Here is a 19,034-nt window from a genome sequence, read left to right as displayed (position 1 = left end):
CCCACTCTCGCCGACGGCTGCGTACTGCCCGGGGCGGGGCGCGTCACTTCGGCGGGCGGGGCGTGGCGACGAGGCCGGACTGGTAGGCGAGGGCGACGAGCTGGGCCCGGTCGCGGGCCTCGACCTTGGCCATCGCCCGGTGGATGTGGGTACGGACGGTGAAGGGGCTGACGTACATGCGGGCGGCGATCTCCTCGTTGCTGAGACCGGTCGCGGCCATCGCCATCACCTCGCGCTCGCGGGCGGTCAGCGCGGCGAGGCGCTCGGGGACCCCGGCGGGCGCCCGGGCCGGGTCGGGGTGGGCGAGGAGCCGCTCGATGACGGCGCGGGTGGCGGCGGGCGAGAGCAGCGGGTCGCCGGCCGCGACCCGGCGCAGCGCGCCGAGGAGTTCGGTCGGTTCGGCGTCCTTGCCCAGGAAGCCGCCGGCCCCGGCGCGCAGGGCCTGGGCGACGTACTCGTCGATCTCGAAGGTGGTGAGGATGAGCACGCGGGTACCGGCGAGGTCCGGGTCGCCGCAGATCGCCGCGGTGGCGGAGAGTCCGTCGACGCCGGGCATCCGGATGTCCATCAGGACGACGTCGGGCCGGGTGGACCTCGCCAGCTCGACCGCCTCGCGGCCGTCGGCGGCCTCGCCGACCACCTCCATGTCGTCCTCGGCGTCGATCAGCACGCGGAAGGCGCCGCGCAGCAGTGTCTGGTCGTCGGCGAGCAGCACGCGAATGGTCATCGGAGGTCCTTGTCCTCTCGGGCGGCGGTGCGCAGGGGCAGTTCGGCGGAGACCAGGAAGCCGCCGCCGGGGCGGTGGTCGGCGGTGAGCCGGCCGCCGACCGCGGCGGCCCGTTCCCGCATGCCGATCAGGCCGTAGCCGGCGAGCCCGGTGGGGCGGGGGCGGACGGCGGGCCGGTCGTTGGCGACGGTGAGCAGGACCCGGCTGCCCGAGTACGTCAGGGTGACGGCCGCGGCGGTTCCGGCGGCGTGCTTGGCCACGTTGGTCAGGGACTCCTGGAGGATCCGGTAGGCGGTCAGGTCGACGCCCGGGGAGAGCGGCTGCGGCTCGCCCTCGACGGCGAGCCGCACCGGCAGGCCGGCGCGTTCGAAGGAGTCGATCAGGTCGGGCAGCCGGCCGAGGCCGGGGGCGGGTTCGAGCGGGGCCTCGGGGTCGTCGGCGCGGCGCAGCAGGCCGACCGTGGCCTTGAGCTCGCGCAGCGCGGAGCCGGTGGCGTCGGTGAGGTGGCTGAGCATCTCGCGGGCCTGGGCTGGGTGGCGGTCGAGGAGGTGGACGGCGATGCCGGCCTGGGCGTTGGCGAGGGCGATGTGGTGGGCGACCACGTCGTGCAGGTCGCGGGCGATCCGGATCCGCTCGTCGGCGACCCGGCGGCGGGCCTCCTCCTCGCGGGTGCGCTCGGCGCGTTCGGCGCGTTCCTCGATGGCGGCGAGGTGGGCGCGGCGGTTGCGGACGGAGTCGCCGATCGCGCCGGGCAGCAGGATCCAGGAGATGACGCCGATCTTGGCCCCGATCGGTCCGCCCGGCTCGTTGATCGCGGTGACGATGGTGACCAGCACGGCCACCACGCCGGTGGCGATCCGCGCGGTGGTGCGGTCGGTGTGCACCGCCACGAAGTAGAGGGCGGCCACGAGCGGGGCGATGATGCCCGGGGTGAGCTGGACGACGGTGAAGCAGATCGCCAGGCCCCCGGCGAGGGTCGCCGCCAGGACCGCCCAGGGGTGGCGGCGGTGGGCCAGCACGGCGGCGCTGGTGAGGACGGCCAGGGTGAGGGCGGCCGGGTCGGGGTCGACGTGGTTGCCGAGCCGGTCGGTCAGGGTCGACCCGGCGGTGACGACGAGCAGCCCGAGCGCGAGCAGCGAGTCGAGCAGGCGGGGGTAGCGGCGGGCTCGGCGCAGCCAGGTGTCGGTCATGCTCGCTTCTCCAGGTCCGGGGGTGCCCTGGCGGCTCCCTCGGCCGGGGGTGTGCCAGTTCGGTGCGTGGTGCGGAGGCGGTGCGGGTGGTGCGGGTGGTGCTGGTGCTTCTGGTGCTGGTGCCGGTGCCGCAGTGGGACGGGTGCCGTACTGCAGGTGCAGTAGGGCCGGTGCGGGTGGCGGACGGTGGGGCGGGTGCGTCCGGTCGGGGCGGGTACGTCCGGGTGGACGCGTTGGCGCGGTTCATACCATTTTGACCGGTCGGCCCGGCGAACCGGAGGCCGGGCCGGGCCGCCGTCCGTTCACGCCCCCGACACCGGGGCGTGAACGGACGGGCGGGACGGTCCGGGCCCCGCGCTAGACGCGCACCGAGTCCCGGTCCTGTCCGGCGTCCGCCGCCGTCCCGGGCCCGGCGTCGGTGCCGACCGCGGACTGCGGGGCCGGGGCCGGCGTCTGCAGCCGGGCCCCCTCGACGTCGATGTCGGGCAGGATCCGCTCCAGCGGGCGCGGCAGCCACCAGGCCCGGCGGCCGAGCAGGGCGAGGGCGGCGGGCACGATCGCCATCCGGACCACGAAGGCGTCGAAGGCGACGGCGGCGGCCAGGCCGAAGCCCATCATCTTGATCATCGACTCGTCCATGCCGATGAAGCCGGCGAAGACGCTGATCATGATGAGCGCGGCGGCGGTCACCACCCGGGCGTTGTGGCGGAAGCCGGTGACCACGGCCTCGCCCGGCTCCTCCCCGTGGACGTACGCCTCACGGATCCGGGTGACCAGGAACACCTCGTAGTCCATGGCCAGGCCGAAGACCACGCCGACCATGAAGATCGGCATCATGCTCATCACCGGGCCGGTCTGCTCGACCCCGATCAGCTCGGCGAGCCAGCCCCACTGGAAGACCGCGACGACGGCGCCGAGCGCGGCGGCCACCGAGAGCAGGAACCCGACCGCGGCCTTGACCGGGACGAGCACCGAGCGGAAGACGACCAGGAGCAGCAGGACGGCGAGGCCGACCACGACCGCGAGGTAGGGCACCAGCGCGTCGGTCATCTTCTGCGACACGTCGATGTTCATCGCCGTGGGGCCGCTGACCAGGACGGTCGCGCCGGTGGCGGTCTTCAGGCCGGGGGCCCGGTCGCGGATCGTGTGGACCAGTTCGGTGGTCTCGGCGGCACTCGGGCCGGTGGCCGGCACCGCGTTGACCAGGGCGGTGTCCCCGGCCTTGTTGAACATCGGCGGCGAGACGCCGACCACGCCCGGAAGCGCGGCGACGGTCTTGCCGACCTGCTCGGCCGCGGCCTTCGGGTCGGGCGCGCCCTTGGCGTCGACCAGCAGGGTCAGCGGGCCGTTGAAGCCGGGGCCGAACCCGGCGGAGAGCTGGTCGTAGGCGCGGCGCTGGGTGGTGGAGGTGGGCTTGGCCTCGTCGCCCGGCAGGCCGAGCCTGAGGTCGAGGGCGGGCACCGCCAGGATGCCGAGGCCGATCACCCCGCCGAGGAGGACGGCGACGGGGCGGCGCAGCACGAAGCGGGCCCAGCGGGTGCCGCCGTTGTCACGCCGGCGGGCGGTGCCCGGCGCGGGGGCGGTGTCCGGCCCCGCGGCGCCTGCCTGGGCGGCCTGGACGGCCTGGGCGGTCTGGGCGGCAGCGCGACGGCCCCGGGAGCGGAACCCGGCGCGGGCGCCGGCACGCGAGCCGGAGCGCGAACCGTTGCGCTCGCGCCGGGGCAGCACCCGGCGGCCGAGGAACCCGAGCAGCGCCGGGACGAGGCTGAGCGCGACCAGGACCGCGATCACGACGGTGCCGGCCGCCGCCATGCCCATCTTCGCGAGGATCGGGATGCCGACCACGGAGAGACCGGCCAGCGCGATCACCACCGTGAGCCCGGCGAACACCACGGCGGATCCGGCGGTGCCGACCGCCCGTCCGGCGGCCTCCTTCGGCTCGTGGCCCTCCAGGAGCTCGGCGCGGTAGCGGGAGACGATGAACACGGCGTAGTCGATGCCGACCGCGAGGCCGAGCATCATCGCGAGCGTGCTGGTGGTGCTGGAGAGGCCGAGCGTGCTGCCGAGCGCGGTGATCAGGGCGATCCCGAGCCCGACGCCGACTATCGCGGTGAGCAGCGGCAGCCCGGCGGCGAGGAGCGAGCCGAAGGTGATCACCAGGACGACCGCGGACATCGCCATGCCGACGGCCTCCGTGGAGCCGCCCGCCTCCGGACCGGGCATCAGCGCGGTGCCGCCGATCTCGACCGTGAGCCCGGCGTCGCGCCCGTGCTGGGCGGCCAGCTCCAGCTTGTCGGTGGCGGTCTTGGCGACCGCCCCCGGCTTCTCGCTGTAGCTGATCGTCGCGTAGGCGGTGGTGCCGTCCTTGGAGACCGCGCCGGCCTGGAACGGGCCGACCGCGCCGGTGACCTGCTCGGTACCGGCGAGTTCGGCGACCGTCCGGTCCACCACCTGCTGGTTGGGGGCTGCGGTGATCTTCTGTCCGGACGGCGCGACGAAGACCAGCCGGGCCGAGGCGCCCTCGGCCGAGGCACCGGGGAAGCGCTCGTCCATCAGGTCGAAGGCCTTCTGCGCCTCGGTGCCGGGCATGGCGAAGCCGTCGTCCGGGGCGGCCGGCGCCTTGGCGGCCAGCACTCCCACGGCGGCCAGCAGGGCGACCCAGAGCAGGGCCACCAGGCGGCGCCGGAGGAAGGACCATCGGCCCAGGCGGTAGAGGATTGTGGCCACGGGAGAGCGGACTCCTTCGGTGTGACGTGCGGGGCGGACAGGGTTCCGGACGGGCGTCCCGGGCGGACAGGGTTCCGGACGGGAGCGGGTCCCGGGCAGGGCACTGCGCGTTCGGGTGCTGCTCGGGAGGGGTCCCGTGCGGGTGCGGGCGGCCCGGTCGGCGGGCCGGGGCGCCCGCAGCATGGCCCATCCTCCGGGGGCGGGGGTCTCGTCGTCGTCGCCCCTCCGCAGGCATTCCGGACTACTGCGGACGCATCAGCACGACCCGTACGGAGTAGTACGGGGCCCGCACGGCGGCCCGGCGTCTCCGACCCGCGGCCTACGGCCCGCCCTGCGGACCGGCCCGGGCCCGCGCCCGCCGCCGCGCCTGCCTCACTGCCCGCCGCCGTGCCCGCGGCACCGTCGCCGCACCGCCCGCCGCAGCGGCCCGGCATCACCCGGGCGGGGGCGACAACGGGCCGGGGTCGGGCGGGCGAAGTAGCGTGATGTGCCTGGCCGACCGGTTCATCCGGAAGGCCCCGAAATGACCAGGTCGATGACGTGCTCATCCCGCTGCCGGAGGTGGCCCATGGGCGTTCCCGCCGCTCGCATCGTGTTCGACGAGAACGACCGCGCGGCCGTCGCGGACGCGGTGAGCGAGATGCTCGCCACCGGCGCGCTCACCCTCGGTCCGTGGACCGAGCGGTTCGAGCAGTCCTTCGCCGCGGAGCACGGCGCCCCGCACGCGGTGGCCGTCGCCAGCGGCACCGCGGCACTGGAGGTCGTCCTGCGCACCGTGGACGTCCGCGACCGCGACGTGGTCGTCCCGGCCGTCACCTTCTACGCGACCGCCGGCGCCGTGCTGCACGCCGGCGGCCGACCGGTCTTCGCCGACGTCGACCCGGCCACCCTCGCGCTCAGCCCCGCCACCCTGGAGGCCGCGCTCACCCCGGACACGGCGGCCGTCGTCCTGGTCCACATCGGCGGCCTGGTCACCCCCGAGGTGGACGCGCTGCGCGCGCTCTGCGACGCCCGGGGCGTCCCGCTCGTCGAGGACGCCGCCCACGCGCACGGCAGCAGCTTCCAGGGGCGCGCCGCCGGCACCTTCGGCCTGGCCGGCGCCTTCTCCTTCTACCCGACCAAGGTCACCACCAGCGGCGAGGGCGGCATGATCCTCACCGAGTCCGCCGAGCTGCGCGACGAGGCCCGCATCCACCGCGACCAGGGCAAGGGCTCGTTCACCACCAACCACCACGTCCGGCTCGGCGCGTCCTGGCGGATGAGCGAGCTGAACGCCGCCGTCGGCACGGTGCACCTGCGCCGGCTCAAGGAGTTCGTCGAGACCAGGCGGCGGGTCGCCCAGCGGTACGACGCCGCGTTCGCCGCGCTCGACGGGCTGCAGCCGGTCGCCGAGCCGGCCGGCTGCCGCGGCAACTACTACAAGTACGTCGCACTGCTGCCGCCCGGCACCGACCGGGCCGCGTTCAAGCGCGCCGTCGCCGAGGAGTACGACGTGCGGCTCTCCGGCGAGGTCTACGACCTGCCGCTGCACCTGCAACCGGTGCTGACCCCGTACCGGCGGGCCGCGCTGCCCGTCGCCGAGGACGTCTGCGCCCGGCAGATCTGCCTGCCGGTGCACTCCGACATGACCGAGGACGAGACCGATCTGGTGGTCGAGGCGGTCTCGGCCGTCCACCGCCGGCTCGCGGGATGACGCCCGCACCCGGCCCCGCGGGGCCGGGGCCCCGCCAGGACAAGGAGACAGAACCGTGCGCATAGCCGTCACCGGGGGATGCGGATTCATCGGCTCACACGTGGTGGACCGGCTCCTGGCCGCCGGCCACGAGGTGCTCGCGGTGGACACCACCGACAAGTACCTCAACCCCGACGCCGACCACGCCCGCATCGACATCCTCGACCTGCCCGCCCTCACCACCGCCCTGGACGGCTGCGAGGTGGTCTTCCACCTGGCCGCGCAGGCCGACGTCGAACGGGTCGCCGCCGACCCGGTCGGGGCCGTCCGGGCCAACATCGACGGGACCGGGACCGTCCTGGAGGCCGCCCGCCTCAGCGGCCTCAGCCGGACCGTCCTGGCCAGCACCGTCTGGGTCTACGGGGCCGCCCTCACCGACGACCGGATGGACAGCTCCGAACAGGAGCTGGACGAACACGTGCCGATCGACCTGGACCACAGCGGGCACCTGTACGTCGCCACCAAACTGGCCGCCGAGATGCTCGTGCACAGCTACCGCGAGCTGTACGGCCGGCACTTCACCATCCTCCGCTACGGCATCCCGTACGGGCCGCGGATGCGCGACGAACTGGTCGTCGCCCGGTTCGTGCAGGCCGCGCTCGCCGGGCGGCCGATCACCATCGCCGGGGACGGCCTGCAGGGCCGCAACTTCGTCTACGTCGAGGACCTCGCCGACGCGCACGTCCGCGCCCTCTCCCCCGCCGCCGAGGACCAGACCTTCGCCCTGGAGGGCTCCACGGCGATCTCCGTCCGGGAGATCGCCGACACCGTCGACCAGCTGCTCGGCCCGGTCACCATCGAGCACATCGAGGCGCGGACCGCTGACTACGCCGGGCGCCGCATCTCGGCCGCACAGGCGAAACGGCTGCTCGGCTGGTCCCCGCGGACCAACTTCACCGACGGCGTGCGGCGGTACGCCGACTGGTACCGGTCCGAGGCCGCGCCCCCGGCCCGCCCCGGCGCCGGCCCGGGCACCGCTCCCGGCTCCGGCCCCCGCACGGGCGCCTGAGGCGGGGCTCGCGGTGCCGCACGCGCTGCTGGTCTCCGGCTCGCTCGGCCAGGGCCACGACGTGATGGCCCGGGCCTGCGCGGACTCGCTGGAGGCCGGCGGCTGGACCACGGACACGGTCGACGCGATGGCCCTGCTCGGGCAGCGCGCGGGCGCCGCCGGCGAGGCGGTGTTCCGGCGGCTGCTCGGCCTGCCCGGCGTCTACGACGCGTTCCACTTCTCCGCACTGCGCCCCGGCGCGCGGGTCGCCCTGCTCGCCGACGCCGCGGCCCGCTCCCGGCTCGTACCGGCGCTGCGCGCGCTGATCGCCGAGCAGCGGCCGCAGCTGGTGGTGTCGGTGTTCGCCACGGCGACCGCGGCCGTCAACCGGCTGCGCGGGGACGGCGCGCTCCCCGGCTTCCGCCACCTGGTGCTCTGCACGGACGTCACGCCGCACCGGCTCTGGGTCCAGGACGGGACCGACCTGTTCCTCGTCACCTCCGAGGTCGCCGCGTGCGCGGTCCGCCGCTACCGGCCGGAGGCACCGGTCGCCGTCCTGCCCGCCCCGCTGCGGGCACCGTTCTACCGCCCGCCGTCCCGCGCCGCGGCGCGCGCCGAGTTCGGTGTGCCGGGCGGCGCGCGGTGCGTCCTGCTGATGTCCGGCGCCTGGGGGCTCGGCCCGCTCGCCCGGACCGCCGCCGCGCTCGCCGACGCCGGGCCGCACGTGCTCGCCGTGGCCGGCCGCAACACCGAACTGGAGCGCCGCCTGCGCCACGCCGCGGGCCGTCGCCCGCGCCTGCACCCCTTCGGCTACACCGACCGGATCCCGGCCCTGATGACCGCCGCCGACCTGGTGGTGACCAGCTCCGGCGACACCTGCAGCGAGGCCCGTGCGCTGGGCCGCCGGCTCCTCCTGCTGGACGTGGTCCAGGGCCACGGCCGGGACAACCTCCAGCACGAACTGGAACTCGGCCACGCCGACGTCACCTCCGCGCGGCCCGCCGACGTGGTCGGCTGCGCACTCGCGGCACTCGAACGGCCCGCCCCGCCGCCGTCCCCCGGCGCGTCACCCGAGGGCTGGCGCACGGGATTCGCCGCGGCACTGGAGCGGGTGGGGCTACCCTCGGACCGCGCCTGAGAATCACGACCCGGGAAACCCGGGCCCGGGAAACACGGCCTGGGCGACACGCCTCGGGAAACGCGAAAGGCAAGGGAGCCGAAGCATTCCCTTGCCACTCTCAACTTATAGCGCACCGGGGGGCTTGCGGCAAGGCCCCGGTCATGCCGCAGAATCACTCGCCTGAGCCGAAACCAGCGGGGATGGGGAGATTCACCCAGTGCGTGTTTTTTTGTCGGTCGACAGGTCATGCGGTGACGCCGCACCAGCGGAGGGACGCGGGCTGCGGGCGCCCGGCGCCGGGCTGCGGGCGTGCGAGCCGCCGGCCCCGGCGGGCCCGGCCGCGGATCGGAGCCGATGACATGAACGACCTGACCACCAGCGCGTTCGACCTTCCCGACCGCCTCGCCCCCAAGGCCGACCCGGCACTGATCGCCGGCGACGAGCAGCACTTCGCGGCCATCGCGGAGAGCCTCGACCAGGCCATCGCCGAACTGTCCGACAGCCTCGACGCCGTCCGCAGGGCACCCGGCGGCAAGGGCAGGGAGGCGATGGACCGGGACACCGAGGTCCACCGGCTGACCGGCCGCCTGCGCGCCCTGCGCCGCTTCGGCCTGGACCTGTGCCTCGGACACATCGTCAGCGCGGACGACCCCGAGCCCCTCTACATCGGACGGCTCGGCCTCACCGACAGCACGGGCCGCCGCCTGCTCGTCGACTGGCGCTCCCCCGCGGCCGAGCCGTTCTTCGCCGCGACCCACGCCAACCCGATGGGCCTGACGAGCCGCCGCCGGTACCGCTGGACCCGTGCCCGGATCAGCGACTACTGGGACGAGGTGTTCACCGCCGACGGGCTCGAAGGGCACGCGGCGCTCGACGACCAGTCCGCCTTCATCGCCAGCCTCGGCAGCAACCGGTCCAGCCGGATGCGGGACGTGCTCGCCACCATCCAGGCCGACCAGGACGCCATCGTCCGGGCCGGGTCCCGCGGCGCACTCGTCGTCGACGGCGGTCCGGGCACCGGGAAGACCGTCGTCGCCCTGCACCGCTCCGCCTACCTCCTCTACTCCGACCCCCGGCTCGGCCAGCGCAAGGGCGGCGTGCTGTTCGTCGGTCCGCACGAGCCGTACCTGGCCTACGTCGCCGACGTCCTCCCCAGCCTCGGCGAGGAGGGCGTGCGGACCTGCACCGTGCGCGACCTCGTCGCCGAGGGCGCGGCCGCGGCCGCCGAGGAGGACCCGGAGGTGGCCCGGCTGAAGTCCTCCGCGGACCTCGTGAAGGCGATCGAGAAGGCCGTCGCCATCTACGAGGAGCCCCCGACCGAGGGGATGACGGTGTCGACCCACTGGTCCGACCTCTGGCTGAGCGCCGACGACTGGGCCGAGGCGTTCCGGGCCCCCGACCCGGGGACCCCGCACAACGACGCGCGCGAGCAGATCCGCGAGGAGCTCGTCACGATCCTGCGGGACAAGCACGACGACGAGGACGTCCCGCCCGAGCTGTTCCGCCGGTCGGTGCTGGCGGACCGGGAGCTGATCACCACCCTCAACCGCGCGTGGCCGATGCTCGAAGCGGCCGACATCGTCGGGGACCTCTGGACGGTGCCCGCCTACCTGCGGCTGTGCGCGCCCTGGCTCGACCGCGACGAGGTCCGCGCGCTGCAGCGCGAGGAGGCCCAGGCCTGGACCGTCTCCGACCTGCCGCTGCTGGACGCGGCACGGCAGCGGCTCGGCGACCCCGAGACGGCCCGCCGCAAGCAGCGGCACAACGCCTCCGTCGCCGCCGAGCGCGAGCGCATGGCCGGCGTCATCGAGCACCTGCTCGACGCCGACGACGACGGGGAGGGCGCGGTGACCATGCTGCGCGGGCGGGACCTCCAGGACAGCCTGATCGACGAAGGCGCGCTGGTCGGCACCGCCGACCCGGCCCCCCTCGCGGGCCCGTTCGCGCACATCGTCGTGGACGAGGCCCAGGAGCTGACCGACGCCGAGTGGCAGATGCTGCTGCTCCGCTGCCCCTCCCGGAGCTTCACCATCGTCGGGGACCGCGCCCAGGCTCGGCACGGGTTCACCGAGTCGTGGCAGGAGCGGCTCGAACGGATCGGGCTCGACCGGGTCGAGGTGACCTCCCTGACCGTCAACTACCGGACGCCGGAGGAGGTCATGGCGGAGGCCGAGCCGGCCATCCGCGCCGCGCTCCCGGACGCCAACGTGCCGACCTCCATCCGCAGCAGCGGCATCCCCGTCGTCCACGGATCCCTCGCGGAGCGGGACGCCGTCCTCGACGCGTGGCTCGCCGAGCACTCCGAGGGGACCGCCTGCGTCATCGGCGACCCGACGTTCCGCGAGCGGCCCCGGGTCCGTTCGCTGACGCCCACGCTGTCGAAGGGCCTGGAGTTCGACCTGGTCGTCCTCGTCGACCCGGAGGCGTTCGGCGAGGGTGTCGAGGGAGCGGTCGACCGCTACGTGGCGATGACCCGGGCGACCCGCCAGCTCGTCGTCCTCGCCGGCTCCTGACGCCGGCCCGGGGCGGCGGCGGCTGACTTCGCCGCCACCCCGGGGGGCGGGGAGCAGCACGGTCCCCGGGCGGGCGGGCATAGCCACGGGCGGCGGGCGGGCTCCGGGCGGGCGGGCGCGCTCCGCCGTCAGGCGGTGGTGTCCGCCCGCCCGGGGCGCCCGGCGCCGTGCCCGCCGAGCGGGATGCAGCCGCCGCGGAACGGCACGCCGTGCTCGCGGAGCGGGATCCCGTGGTCGCGGAGCGGGCCGAGCAGGAGGCCGCGGTCACGGCAGTGGGCCGCGATCAGGGGCAGGGCCCCGAGGGTGGCCCGCCAGGAGCCGGGGGCCGAGGTGCAGTCGGAGTCGTGCAGGAGGAGCGTGGCACCGCCGGTGAGACCCGGAACGGCGGTGGCGTGGACGGAACCGCCGGTGGCGTCGGCGGTCCAGTCCCGGCCCCAGGCGGTCCACAGCACCGTGCGCAGGCCGAGGCGGTGCGCGGCGAGGGCCTGACCGGCGGCCAGGACCCCGTACGGCGGGCGGTACCAGAGCGGCCGGGCGCCGCAGAGACCGGTGACCGCCTCGGTGGCGCGGCGCAGCTCGCGCAGGTCGCGGGCGGGCGCCGGGTACCACTGGCGGCGGTGGTGCCAGCCGTGGACGGCGACCTCGTGGCCCCGGACCGCCAGGTCGCGGCCGAGGCCGGGGGCGCGTTCCAGCATCGCGCCCAGCAGGAAGAAGGTGGCGTGCAGGCCCAGCGCGTCGAGGGCGTCGAGGATCTCCGGGGTGCCGCGCGGGTCGGGCCCGTCGTCGAAGGTCAGCGCGACGTGGCGGGGGTCGCCGTACCCGGCGGTGCGCCGGGCCGCGAGGCGCCGGACGGGCGGGAGCCGGACGGCGGCCGGGGCGAGGTGGGCGAGTTCGGCCCCCGCGGCGCCCGCCGCGAGCAGTGCGGCAGCGCGCGGCACCCGGGGCCCGGCCCCGCCCGGCCGGGCGGGGCCGGGCGGCCGGGCGCTGCGGGCCACCGGACGCCTCAGCCGAACCGGGACGCCAGCCGCCGGAACACGCCCGGGGCCACGCCGTGGATCCGGGCCGGGACGTCCAGCCAGCGCGGCACGAAGACCCGGTCACGCGAGGTGGTGACGGCGTCGACCACGATGCCCGCCACCTTCTCGGGCGGGACCGGGCGCGGGCGCTCGCGCTGGTACGGGGTGCCGCGCTCGGCGAAGAACGGGGTGTCCACCGCGCCCGGCAGGATCAGCCGGACCCCGACGCCGCTGCCCCGCAGCTCGTACCAGAGGCTCTCGGCGAACATGGTCAGCCCGGCCTTGGTCGCCGCGTACGCCGCCTCGTCCCGGACGCCGACCTGGCCGGCCATCGAGCCGATCAGGACGATCCGCCCCCGGCCGCGTTCCAGCATGGTGGGGAGGAGGAGGCGGGTCAGCCGCAGCGGGGCGGCGAGGTTGACCTCCAGCATCCGGTCCAGGGTGTCGGTGGGGGTCAGCGCGAAGGGCCCGCGCCAGCCGAGACCCGCGCCGGCCACCAGGGCGTCCACCCGTCCGGCCGAGGCGACGGCGGCCTCGGCGAGGCGCTGAGCGCCGTCGGGCTTGGCGAGGTCCTCGGGGAGCGGCCGTCCCCCGGTGCGGTCGGCGACCGCGTCGAGCCGGGACCGGTCGGTCCCGGAGAGCAGCAGCCGCCAGCCGGCCGCGGCCAGCCGGGCCGCGGTGGCCGCGCCGATGCCGGAGGAGGCTCCGGTGATCAGGGCGACCGGTGGGTCGTCGGCGGGGCGCGGCCGCTTCCGCCCCGGGGGTGGATGGGCTTCGTCCGGCCTCATGGCACCTGCCCCTCTGTCCGCATCCCGCCGTCCGTGCGGGATTTGTCCGGCAAGTCACCTTCGCACGACGGAGCCGTCCGGGCGACCGGACCCGGGGCGGGGGCGGTCGGGGTAGGGGCCGTCGGGGCGGGGGCGGGGGTGACGGCGGCGGTCGGGGTCGGGGTCGGGGTCGGGCCCAGCTCGGCCTCGACCTCGCCGAAGCGGGACAGCACGACGGTGCCGCCGACCGCCACCGCGAAGCCGGTCAGCGCACACCAGGCGTAGCCGGGCCGGGCCGCGTCACCGAGGGCGACCACCCCGACCAGCGCCGGGCCGAAGGTCTCGGAGACGGTACCGGCGGCGGTGGCGGCGGTCACCGTGCCCCGCTGCAGTGCGAGCGCGTAGGCGAGGTACCCGCCGAGACCGCCGACGGCCAGCGCGTACGCCGCCGGGTCGGTGAAGACGGTGAGCGGACCGGAGACGTCGAGGACCCGCACCGCCAGGCTGGTCACGCCGAAGCCGACCCCGGCGAGCAGGCCGAGACCGGCTGCCGCGCCGGTGCCGCTGCGGCGGGCGAGGGCCAGGGTGAGCAGCAGCATCAGCGCCGTCGTGGCGAGCAGCGCCCAGTGGAAGGCGGCCGGGGCGTGGTCGCGGCCCTCGCTCCCGGAGCCGAGCGCGAGCAGGGTGAGGCCGGCGACCACGGCGGCGATGCCCAGCAGGTCGCTCCGGCGCAGCCGGGCACCGAGCAGCCGGGCGGCGGCGAGGGCGGTGACGGCCAGGCTGGCGTTGGTGACCGCCTGGACCAGGAACAGCGGAAGGGTGCGCAGGGCGACGATGCTCAGGGCGAAGCCGGCGATGTCCAGGCCGGTGCCGAGCAGGAAGCGCCAGGACCGGAGCAGCGCGGCCAGCAGGCCGACCCGTACCCGGTCCGCCCGCGGCGCCTCCCGCGCGCCGCGCGCCTGGAAGACCGAACCGAAGCCGAAGCAGACGGTGGCGACCAGCGCGGTGGTGAGTCCGAGCAGCATGCCTCTCCCAGCCTCGGGGGCAGGATCCACCCCCCAGTCTCCGCCCGGCGGCTCCGACCTGCAGGGGAGCGGGACGGAGTGGGGGGTGTGTGGGAGTGGGGGCGGGGGCGCGACCGAGGCCTGGGCAGACGGGCGCGGGCGGCACCCCGGCAGGGCGCGGGGCAGCGGGGCTCGGGCCGGCGAGGTGGCGGGCGGCGGGGCGCGGGGTACCGGCGGCCCGGGCGCGCGGCCGGGACTCTCCCCCGTGTGGAGTCTCCGGCCACCGTAGGGCGACCGCACCGGCCTTCGGCTCCCGACGCCCGCCCCGGGTGCCGCCCGGCGCGGGACACCCGGGGAGCCGGCGACCGCTCAGGCGCGGCCGGAGCCCTCGGCGGTGGCGGGGAGGGCGGCCCAGCCGGTCGGGACGGCTTCGGCGTGGTGGTGGACGAGGTAGTGCTGCGGCGCCATCGCGGTCTCGCGGCCCGGGAGGACGGCGATCACCGCGCGGTGGGCGGCGGCGGGGGTGAGGGTGGGGTCGGTGGTGGCGATCCAGGCGGTCAGGCGGCCCTCGGCGCAGGAGACCTCGACCAGCGGCGCGGGGCCGAGGGCGTCCGCGAGCAGGGCGCGGACGGCGTCGAGGTGGATCCAGTCGGCGCCGATCCGGTGCCAGTCGCCGGTGCGGGTCGCGGGCCGGAGGCCGCTCAGGTCGGCCAGTTCGGCGAGCGGCAGCGGCCGTTCGGCGGCGGCTGCGAGAACAGCGGGAACGGCGCGCGCGAAGCGCTCGGTCTCCTCCCGGTCGAGGACCTGGGGGCAGGCGAGCAGCGCGAACTCCAGACTGCCCGACGCCCGCAGGATGTTGACCATGAGGCGGACGGGCAGCGGCTGGTCGGGCAGCCAGAGCACCTCGGGGTCCGCGGTGGGGGCCGGGCGGGCGTCGGACATCGACTCGGGGATGGTGAGGCTGAGGTCGTTGACGACGAACTGGCGGGTGAACCGGGCACCGCGCCGCTCGGCGACGTCCTCGATGAGCTGCCAGACCTTGTCGGCGTTGAGCGTGCTGTGCCAGTAGCCGTTGAACGAGGCCGCCTTGGCCCGGCCGATCAGCTCGTCGAGGTCGGCGGCGTCGGTGTCGAGGGCGAGCAGGGCGTCCTGGGCGAGGGTGCCGACGTGGTCGGCCATCGCCGCGCGCTGCCGGTTGGCCGAGAGCGCGGCGAGGACCAGGTCGGTGCGGGCCGCGCGGTGGGCGGCCAGGGCCGCGAGGACGGCGAGCAGGACGACGGAGGGGCCGGCGCCGGTGCGGCGGGCGAGGGTGTCGAGGTCGGCGGCGGCGGTGCGGGATCGCAGGACGAGGGTGGCGAGGCCGTTCGGCGGTCCGGTGATGCCGTCCGTGGCGAAGACGACCTGCGGGCCGGTGGTGAGGATGGTCTCCCAGTGCCGCAGCGCGGCCTGGGTCTTGCGGCGGCCCTGCCGGCTCTGCTCCTGCTCGGCGACCTGGAGCGGGGTCCGGGAGGTGGCCGGCGGGAGTTCCTTGCCTGCGGCGAGGGCGAGCCAGTCCTCGATGAGCAGGGTGACGGCGGCGGCGTCCACGCCCGCGTGGCAGGCGACGACGACCAGTCGGCGCACCTGTTCCCCGTCGGTGACGAGGATGAAGCGCAGCCGGGGGGCGGCCGCCAGGTCGAACGGGAGGGCGACGTCCACGCGGCCCAACTCATCGGCGAGGGCGTCGAGTTCGGCCTCACCGCGCGCTCCGGCGGGGACCGTGGCGACGGTGAACCCGCCGTCGCCGTGGACCTCCTGGCGCTCGGGGAAGCCGTCCTCGCCCGGGCCGGGAGGGAAGGCGGTGCGCAGCGACTCGTGCCGCTCCAGGAGTGCGCGGAGGGCGTCGAGGGCGGCGGGCAGGGTGGTCCCGTCGGGGACCGGCCAGACCGACTCCTTGTTGATCTGCTCGGGCCGGTCACGGCGGATGCAGCGGATCATGTTGTCCTGGCCGAGGGTGAGCGGGCCGGAGCCTCCGCTCGCGCCGCCGTACCGGAGTTCGATCCGTCCACTGGTCTCTGTCACGTCGTCCGTGTCCTTCGGCTCGCCGGGTCCACCGGGGAGCCCGGCGGCGCTGCGGGACGCTATCAGCGGCCCGATCGGGTGGTACAGACCAGATGTCTGGGATGCCTGACGGATCCGATGGGCACCGTCAGTTCGCTGTGGTAACGAGGTGTTCGGCCGACCAGGTGTGCACGGCCACCCGGACCGGGCGGGCGCCGACGGCGGCCACGGCGGCACGGAACGGCCCGGGCACGGGGACGTCGTCGATGCGGCACGGGCCCGGTCCGAGCGCGCCCGGGTCGGCGAGGAGCAGCGGCGCCGGGCCGGCCATGGGCAGGCCGAAGCCCTGGACCAGCCGTCCGCCGTACGCCTTGACGCAGGCCTCGCGGCGGCACCAGAGCTCGGTGAACCGCTCGGCGGGCCTGGCGTCGGCCGCGACGGCGGCGGCCTCCCCGGTGGGGAAGTAGCGGCCGGCCAGGCGGGTGGCCGTCCGGGTGTCGCGGACTTCCTCGACGTCGACTCCGACGGCCCGCCCCTCGGCGAGCGCGAGTACCGCGAGGGCGCCGGAGGCCGAGTAGTTGAGGGAGACGGAGCCGACCGGTCCACCGGTCAACTCCGGCTTGCCGTGCGGCCCGTGCCGCCAGGCGAGCTCGGCGGGCCGGCGGCCGAGGCGCTCGCCGACGAGTTGCCGGACGGCGCCGTGGACGACGGTGAAGCGGCGGCCGTACCCGGGGTCGGGACCGGTCGCGCGAGCGCGTTCGCCCGGGTCGAGCAGTTCCCGGAGCGCGTCGACGACGGGGTCGGGCTGGTCGGTGGGGATCAGCCACACGTCGATCGGGTCGACGGCGCCGCCCACACCCCGGCCGGCCCCGCCCTCACCCCGGCCGCTCACCCCGGTCGCGTCGTCGGTCACGGCCCGGCCCGCAGGGTCAGGGTGGACAGCACGCCGAGCCGCCGGTCGAGGTCGGCGAGCAGGACGGGTCGCCGCTGGTCCCGCCAGCCCGGAAGGCGGGCGGCCAGCTCGGACCAGAGGCCGGTGAACGGCTGGCCGGCAGGGGTGCGGACGGCGTCCACGTCGGGTACGTCCAGGCCGGCGGCGAGCAGGACGGCGGCCTCGGCGCCCAGTGCCTCGGCCTGCCGGCGCACCTCCTTGGCCGCCGACTCCTCGTCCATCAGGCTGTCCTGACGGACAGTCAATTCCTCGCCCGGTGCCGTCTCGCAGACCAGGACCACGGCGCAGTGCCGCTCGGGCAGGGTCACCGGTTCCGGTGGCAGGTAGTGCAGGGCGGTCTGTTCGGCGAGGACCACGACCGCGCGACGGCCGACCCCGGTCCGCTGGTAGGCGGCAGCGGCGCGCAGCGCGCCGAAGGCGGTGGCGGTGCCCTGGTCGCAGAGGGCGAGCGCGGTGGGCGTGCCGGCGCAGGAGCGGCTGAGCGCGAGTGAGGTGGGCGCACCGGGCCGGATGTCGGGCGAGTCGAAGGCCTGGATCAGCAGGTCCGCCGGCTCGTCCGGCCCGAGCGCCTCGGCGAGCAGGCCGGCGGCCAGCTCCTCGTAGGCGTGTCCGGCCCCTTCGGTCAGCAGGTCCTCGCGGAGCGGAAGTCCGTAGGGGCGGACCAGGTCGGAGACGAACACCCGGAGGTCCGGGTCGAGCGAGAGCTCGGAGCGGCCGTCGGCGTACCGCGCCAGCACCCGGGTCAGGCCGAGGCCCGGGTCGGATGCGGCGGCCACCCGGTCAGTCCTCGGGGATGATGTGCGAGGCGACGTAGTCGGCGAGCTTGGTCACCGAGCGCAGGTCGTCCTCACTGATCTGCTCGACGTCGACCTGGATGTCGAGCGCCTCCTCGACCTCCAGGATGAGCTCGATGGTGCCGGCCGAGGTGAGGCCGAGGTCGTCGAAGAGGCAGGCGTTCTCGGGGATTTCGGGGAGGTCGCGCTTGAGGACGCGCGGGAGCAGTTCGCCGATGCTGTGCAGGACCCGGTCGCGCAGCTCGGTGTCGGTGGTCTGGACCACTTGATCGGACATGGGGGGACCGTCCCGTCGTGCGTGGAGTGGCAGGGAGTGGACAGGGGGCGCGGAGGCCGGACGGACTCCGGGCGGGCGGGCGGGCGTCGGCGGGCGGGATCACCCGGCGGTTCGTCAGTGCTCGACGACCATGGCGGAGAACGTCGCTCCGATGCCTGCGGCGGCGATCAGGTAGCGGTCGCCGCGACGGAGCAGCCCCCGCCCGACGGCGATGTGCAGGTTGATGAGGCCGTCCGCAGCGAAACTGTGCCCGACCGACGGCACGTTGTCCAGCACCACGTTCCCGATCGGGAAACCGATCCGGCGGCAGATCATCCGCCAGGATGCCTGGTTGACGTTGTGCGGGAGGATCGCGGCCAGGTCGGAGAGGTCCAGACCAGCCCGGTCCAGGGCGGCCTCGATCGCCTCGATCATCACCGCCGGGTACTCGCGCTGGTAGCGGGCGAGCAGCTCCGGGTCCTCGGCCAGCCGGCCGTCGAACTCGGGGCGCTGGCGCACCTCGTAGGAGAGCACCCGGTCGCGTTCGCCGTCGGCGCTGACCAGGCAGGCGGCCGCGCCCTCGGCGAAGATCCCGGTCTCGGGCACCACCTGGGCGTCCTTGGTGAAGGTCTTCTCCCCGGTCAGCACCAGGGCCAGCGCCTCCCGGTCGGGGTCCCCGGCGAGCAGGCGGCCGGCCAGGTCGACGGCCAGCAGGCCGACGGCGCAGGCGTGGTGGGTCACGGTGAAGGCCTGGGCGTGGCCGAGGCCGTACCGGTCGAGCAGGTCGTGCAGCGGGTTGAGCGGGTACGGCACGGCCACCGGCATGCTGCGCGCGTGGATCACGAAACGGACGTGCCGTTCGCGTCCGCGCAGCTCCGGAAGGGCGTCGACGGCGGCGCCGAGGAGGTCGGGCAGTTTCCCGTCCGGGTCCAGTCGCAGCTGGTCCAGGCCGTGGAAACGGCGGAAGAGTTTGAGTTGACGTGGGGTCAGGCCGATCCGCTCGCCCACTGCCTCAATGGGCACGGTGTGGTGGGGGAGGTGAACGGCCACTGCCTCCAGTGCGGTCACCGGGCTAGTATTCCCACGCCCGGCGGGTCCGCACAAGTGATCTCGGGCGGTTGCGGCACACATCCCGCACACTCCCCGAACGCGCCCCGTACGCGCCGCCCACGGATTCGCCCCGTACCGTGCGGCCGTCCCCGCCCCGT

General features: G+C 75.6%; 15 protein-coding genes. 4 read left to right on the top strand and 11 right to left on the bottom strand.

Features of this window, described 5'->3' with window-relative positions; all coding sequences use genetic code 11:
• Positions 1–43: 43 nt before the first annotated feature.
• The 3 genes from AC067J_RS31080 to AC067J_RS31070 all read right to left on the bottom strand — a co-directional run bounded on the left by AC067J_RS31080 (position 44) and on the right by AC067J_RS31070 (position 4,644).
• A complete protein-coding gene (locus tag AC067J_RS31080; protein WP_478304827.1) occupies positions 44–727 on the bottom strand; it encodes a response regulator transcription factor in 684 nt (227 codons plus the stop codon).
• Positions 724–1,917, bottom strand: a complete 1,194-nt coding sequence (locus tag AC067J_RS31075; RefSeq protein ID WP_478304825.1) for a sensor histidine kinase — start codon at positions 1,915–1,917, stop codon at positions 724–726. Before AC067J_RS31075 ends, AC067J_RS31080 begins: the two co-directional genes overlap by 4 nt.
• 357 nt (positions 1,918–2,274) lie before the next feature.
• Entirely contained in the window at positions 2,275–4,644 is a 2,370-nt protein-coding gene (locus AC067J_RS31070) for an MMPL family transporter (RefSeq protein ID WP_478304823.1), read from the bottom strand.
• 568 nt (positions 4,645–5,212) lie between these two features.
• Between AC067J_RS31070 and AC067J_RS31065 the strand changes: the two genes are divergently transcribed.
• The 4 genes from AC067J_RS31065 (at position 5,213) to helR (ending at position 10,997) form a co-directional block, all read left to right on the top strand.
• Entirely contained in the window at positions 5,213–6,337 is a 1,125-nt protein-coding gene (locus tag AC067J_RS31065) for a DegT/DnrJ/EryC1/StrS family aminotransferase (protein WP_478304821.1), read from the top strand.
• Positions 6,338–6,392: 55 nt separating this feature from the next.
• Positions 6,393–7,385 carry an NAD-dependent epimerase/dehydratase family protein gene (locus AC067J_RS31060; RefSeq protein WP_478304819.1) on the top strand — a complete coding sequence of 331 codons (993 nt, stop codon included), beginning with the start codon at positions 6,393–6,395 and terminating at the stop codon, positions 7,383–7,385.
• A gap of 13 nt (positions 7,386–7,398) precedes the next feature.
• Positions 7,399–8,502 carry an MGDG synthase family glycosyltransferase gene (locus AC067J_RS31055; RefSeq protein ID WP_478304817.1) on the top strand — a complete coding sequence of 368 codons (1,104 nt, stop codon included), beginning with the start codon at positions 7,399–7,401 and terminating at the stop codon, positions 8,500–8,502.
• Positions 8,503–8,843: 341 nt separating this feature from the next.
• Positions 8,844–10,997, top strand: coding sequence for an RNA polymerase recycling motor ATPase HelR (gene helR / locus AC067J_RS31050; RefSeq protein WP_478304816.1), 2,154 nt, complete (start codon positions 8,844–8,846; stop codon positions 10,995–10,997).
• 128 nt (positions 10,998–11,125) lie between these two features.
• On the opposite strand, the gene AC067J_RS31045 is transcribed toward helR, so the two are convergent.
• The 8 genes from AC067J_RS31045 to AC067J_RS31010 form a co-directional block, all read right to left on the bottom strand.
• Positions 11,126–11,992 carry a polysaccharide deacetylase family protein gene (locus tag AC067J_RS31045; protein WP_478304814.1) on the bottom strand — a complete coding sequence of 289 codons (867 nt, stop codon included), beginning with the start codon at positions 11,990–11,992 and terminating at the stop codon, positions 11,126–11,128.
• A gap of 8 nt (positions 11,993–12,000) precedes the next feature.
• A complete protein-coding gene (locus AC067J_RS31040; RefSeq protein WP_478304812.1) occupies positions 12,001–12,801 on the bottom strand; it encodes an SDR family NAD(P)-dependent oxidoreductase in 801 nt (266 codons plus the stop codon).
• Positions 12,798–13,805, bottom strand: coding sequence for a DMT family transporter (locus AC067J_RS31035; protein ID WP_478304810.1), 1,008 nt, complete (start codon positions 13,803–13,805; stop codon positions 12,798–12,800). Before AC067J_RS31035 ends, AC067J_RS31040 begins: the two co-directional genes overlap by 4 nt.
• A gap of 348 nt (positions 13,806–14,153) precedes the next feature.
• Positions 14,154–15,845 carry a condensation domain-containing protein gene (locus AC067J_RS31030; protein WP_478304808.1) on the bottom strand — a complete coding sequence of 564 codons (1,692 nt, stop codon included), beginning with the start codon at positions 15,843–15,845 and terminating at the stop codon, positions 14,154–14,156.
• A gap of 127 nt (positions 15,846–15,972) precedes the next feature.
• Positions 15,973–16,737, bottom strand: coding sequence for a 4'-phosphopantetheinyl transferase family protein (locus tag AC067J_RS31025; RefSeq protein WP_478304807.1), 765 nt, complete (start codon positions 16,735–16,737; stop codon positions 15,973–15,975).
• On the bottom strand, positions 16,734–17,552 hold the full coding sequence (locus AC067J_RS31020; protein ID WP_478304805.1) for a hypothetical protein: 819 nt from the start codon (positions 17,550–17,552) through the stop codon (positions 16,734–16,736). Before AC067J_RS31020 ends, AC067J_RS31025 begins: the two co-directional genes overlap by 4 nt.
• Before the next feature lie 4 nt (positions 17,553–17,556).
• Positions 17,557–17,847, bottom strand: a complete 291-nt coding sequence (locus AC067J_RS31015) for an acyl carrier protein (RefSeq protein WP_478304803.1) — start codon at positions 17,845–17,847, stop codon at positions 17,557–17,559.
• A 114-nt stretch (positions 17,848–17,961) separates the two neighbouring features.
• Positions 17,962–18,894: a 3-oxoacyl-[acyl-carrier-protein] synthase III C-terminal domain-containing protein gene (locus AC067J_RS31010; protein ID WP_478304801.1), complete on the bottom strand. Its 933-nt coding sequence runs from the start codon at positions 18,892–18,894 to the stop codon at positions 17,962–17,964.
• Between the last annotated feature and the right edge of the window lie 140 nt (positions 18,895–19,034).

The organism is Kitasatospora sp. NPDC042419, from assembly GCF_056437345.1.
This window is presented reverse-complemented; position numbering and strand designations above follow the sequence as displayed.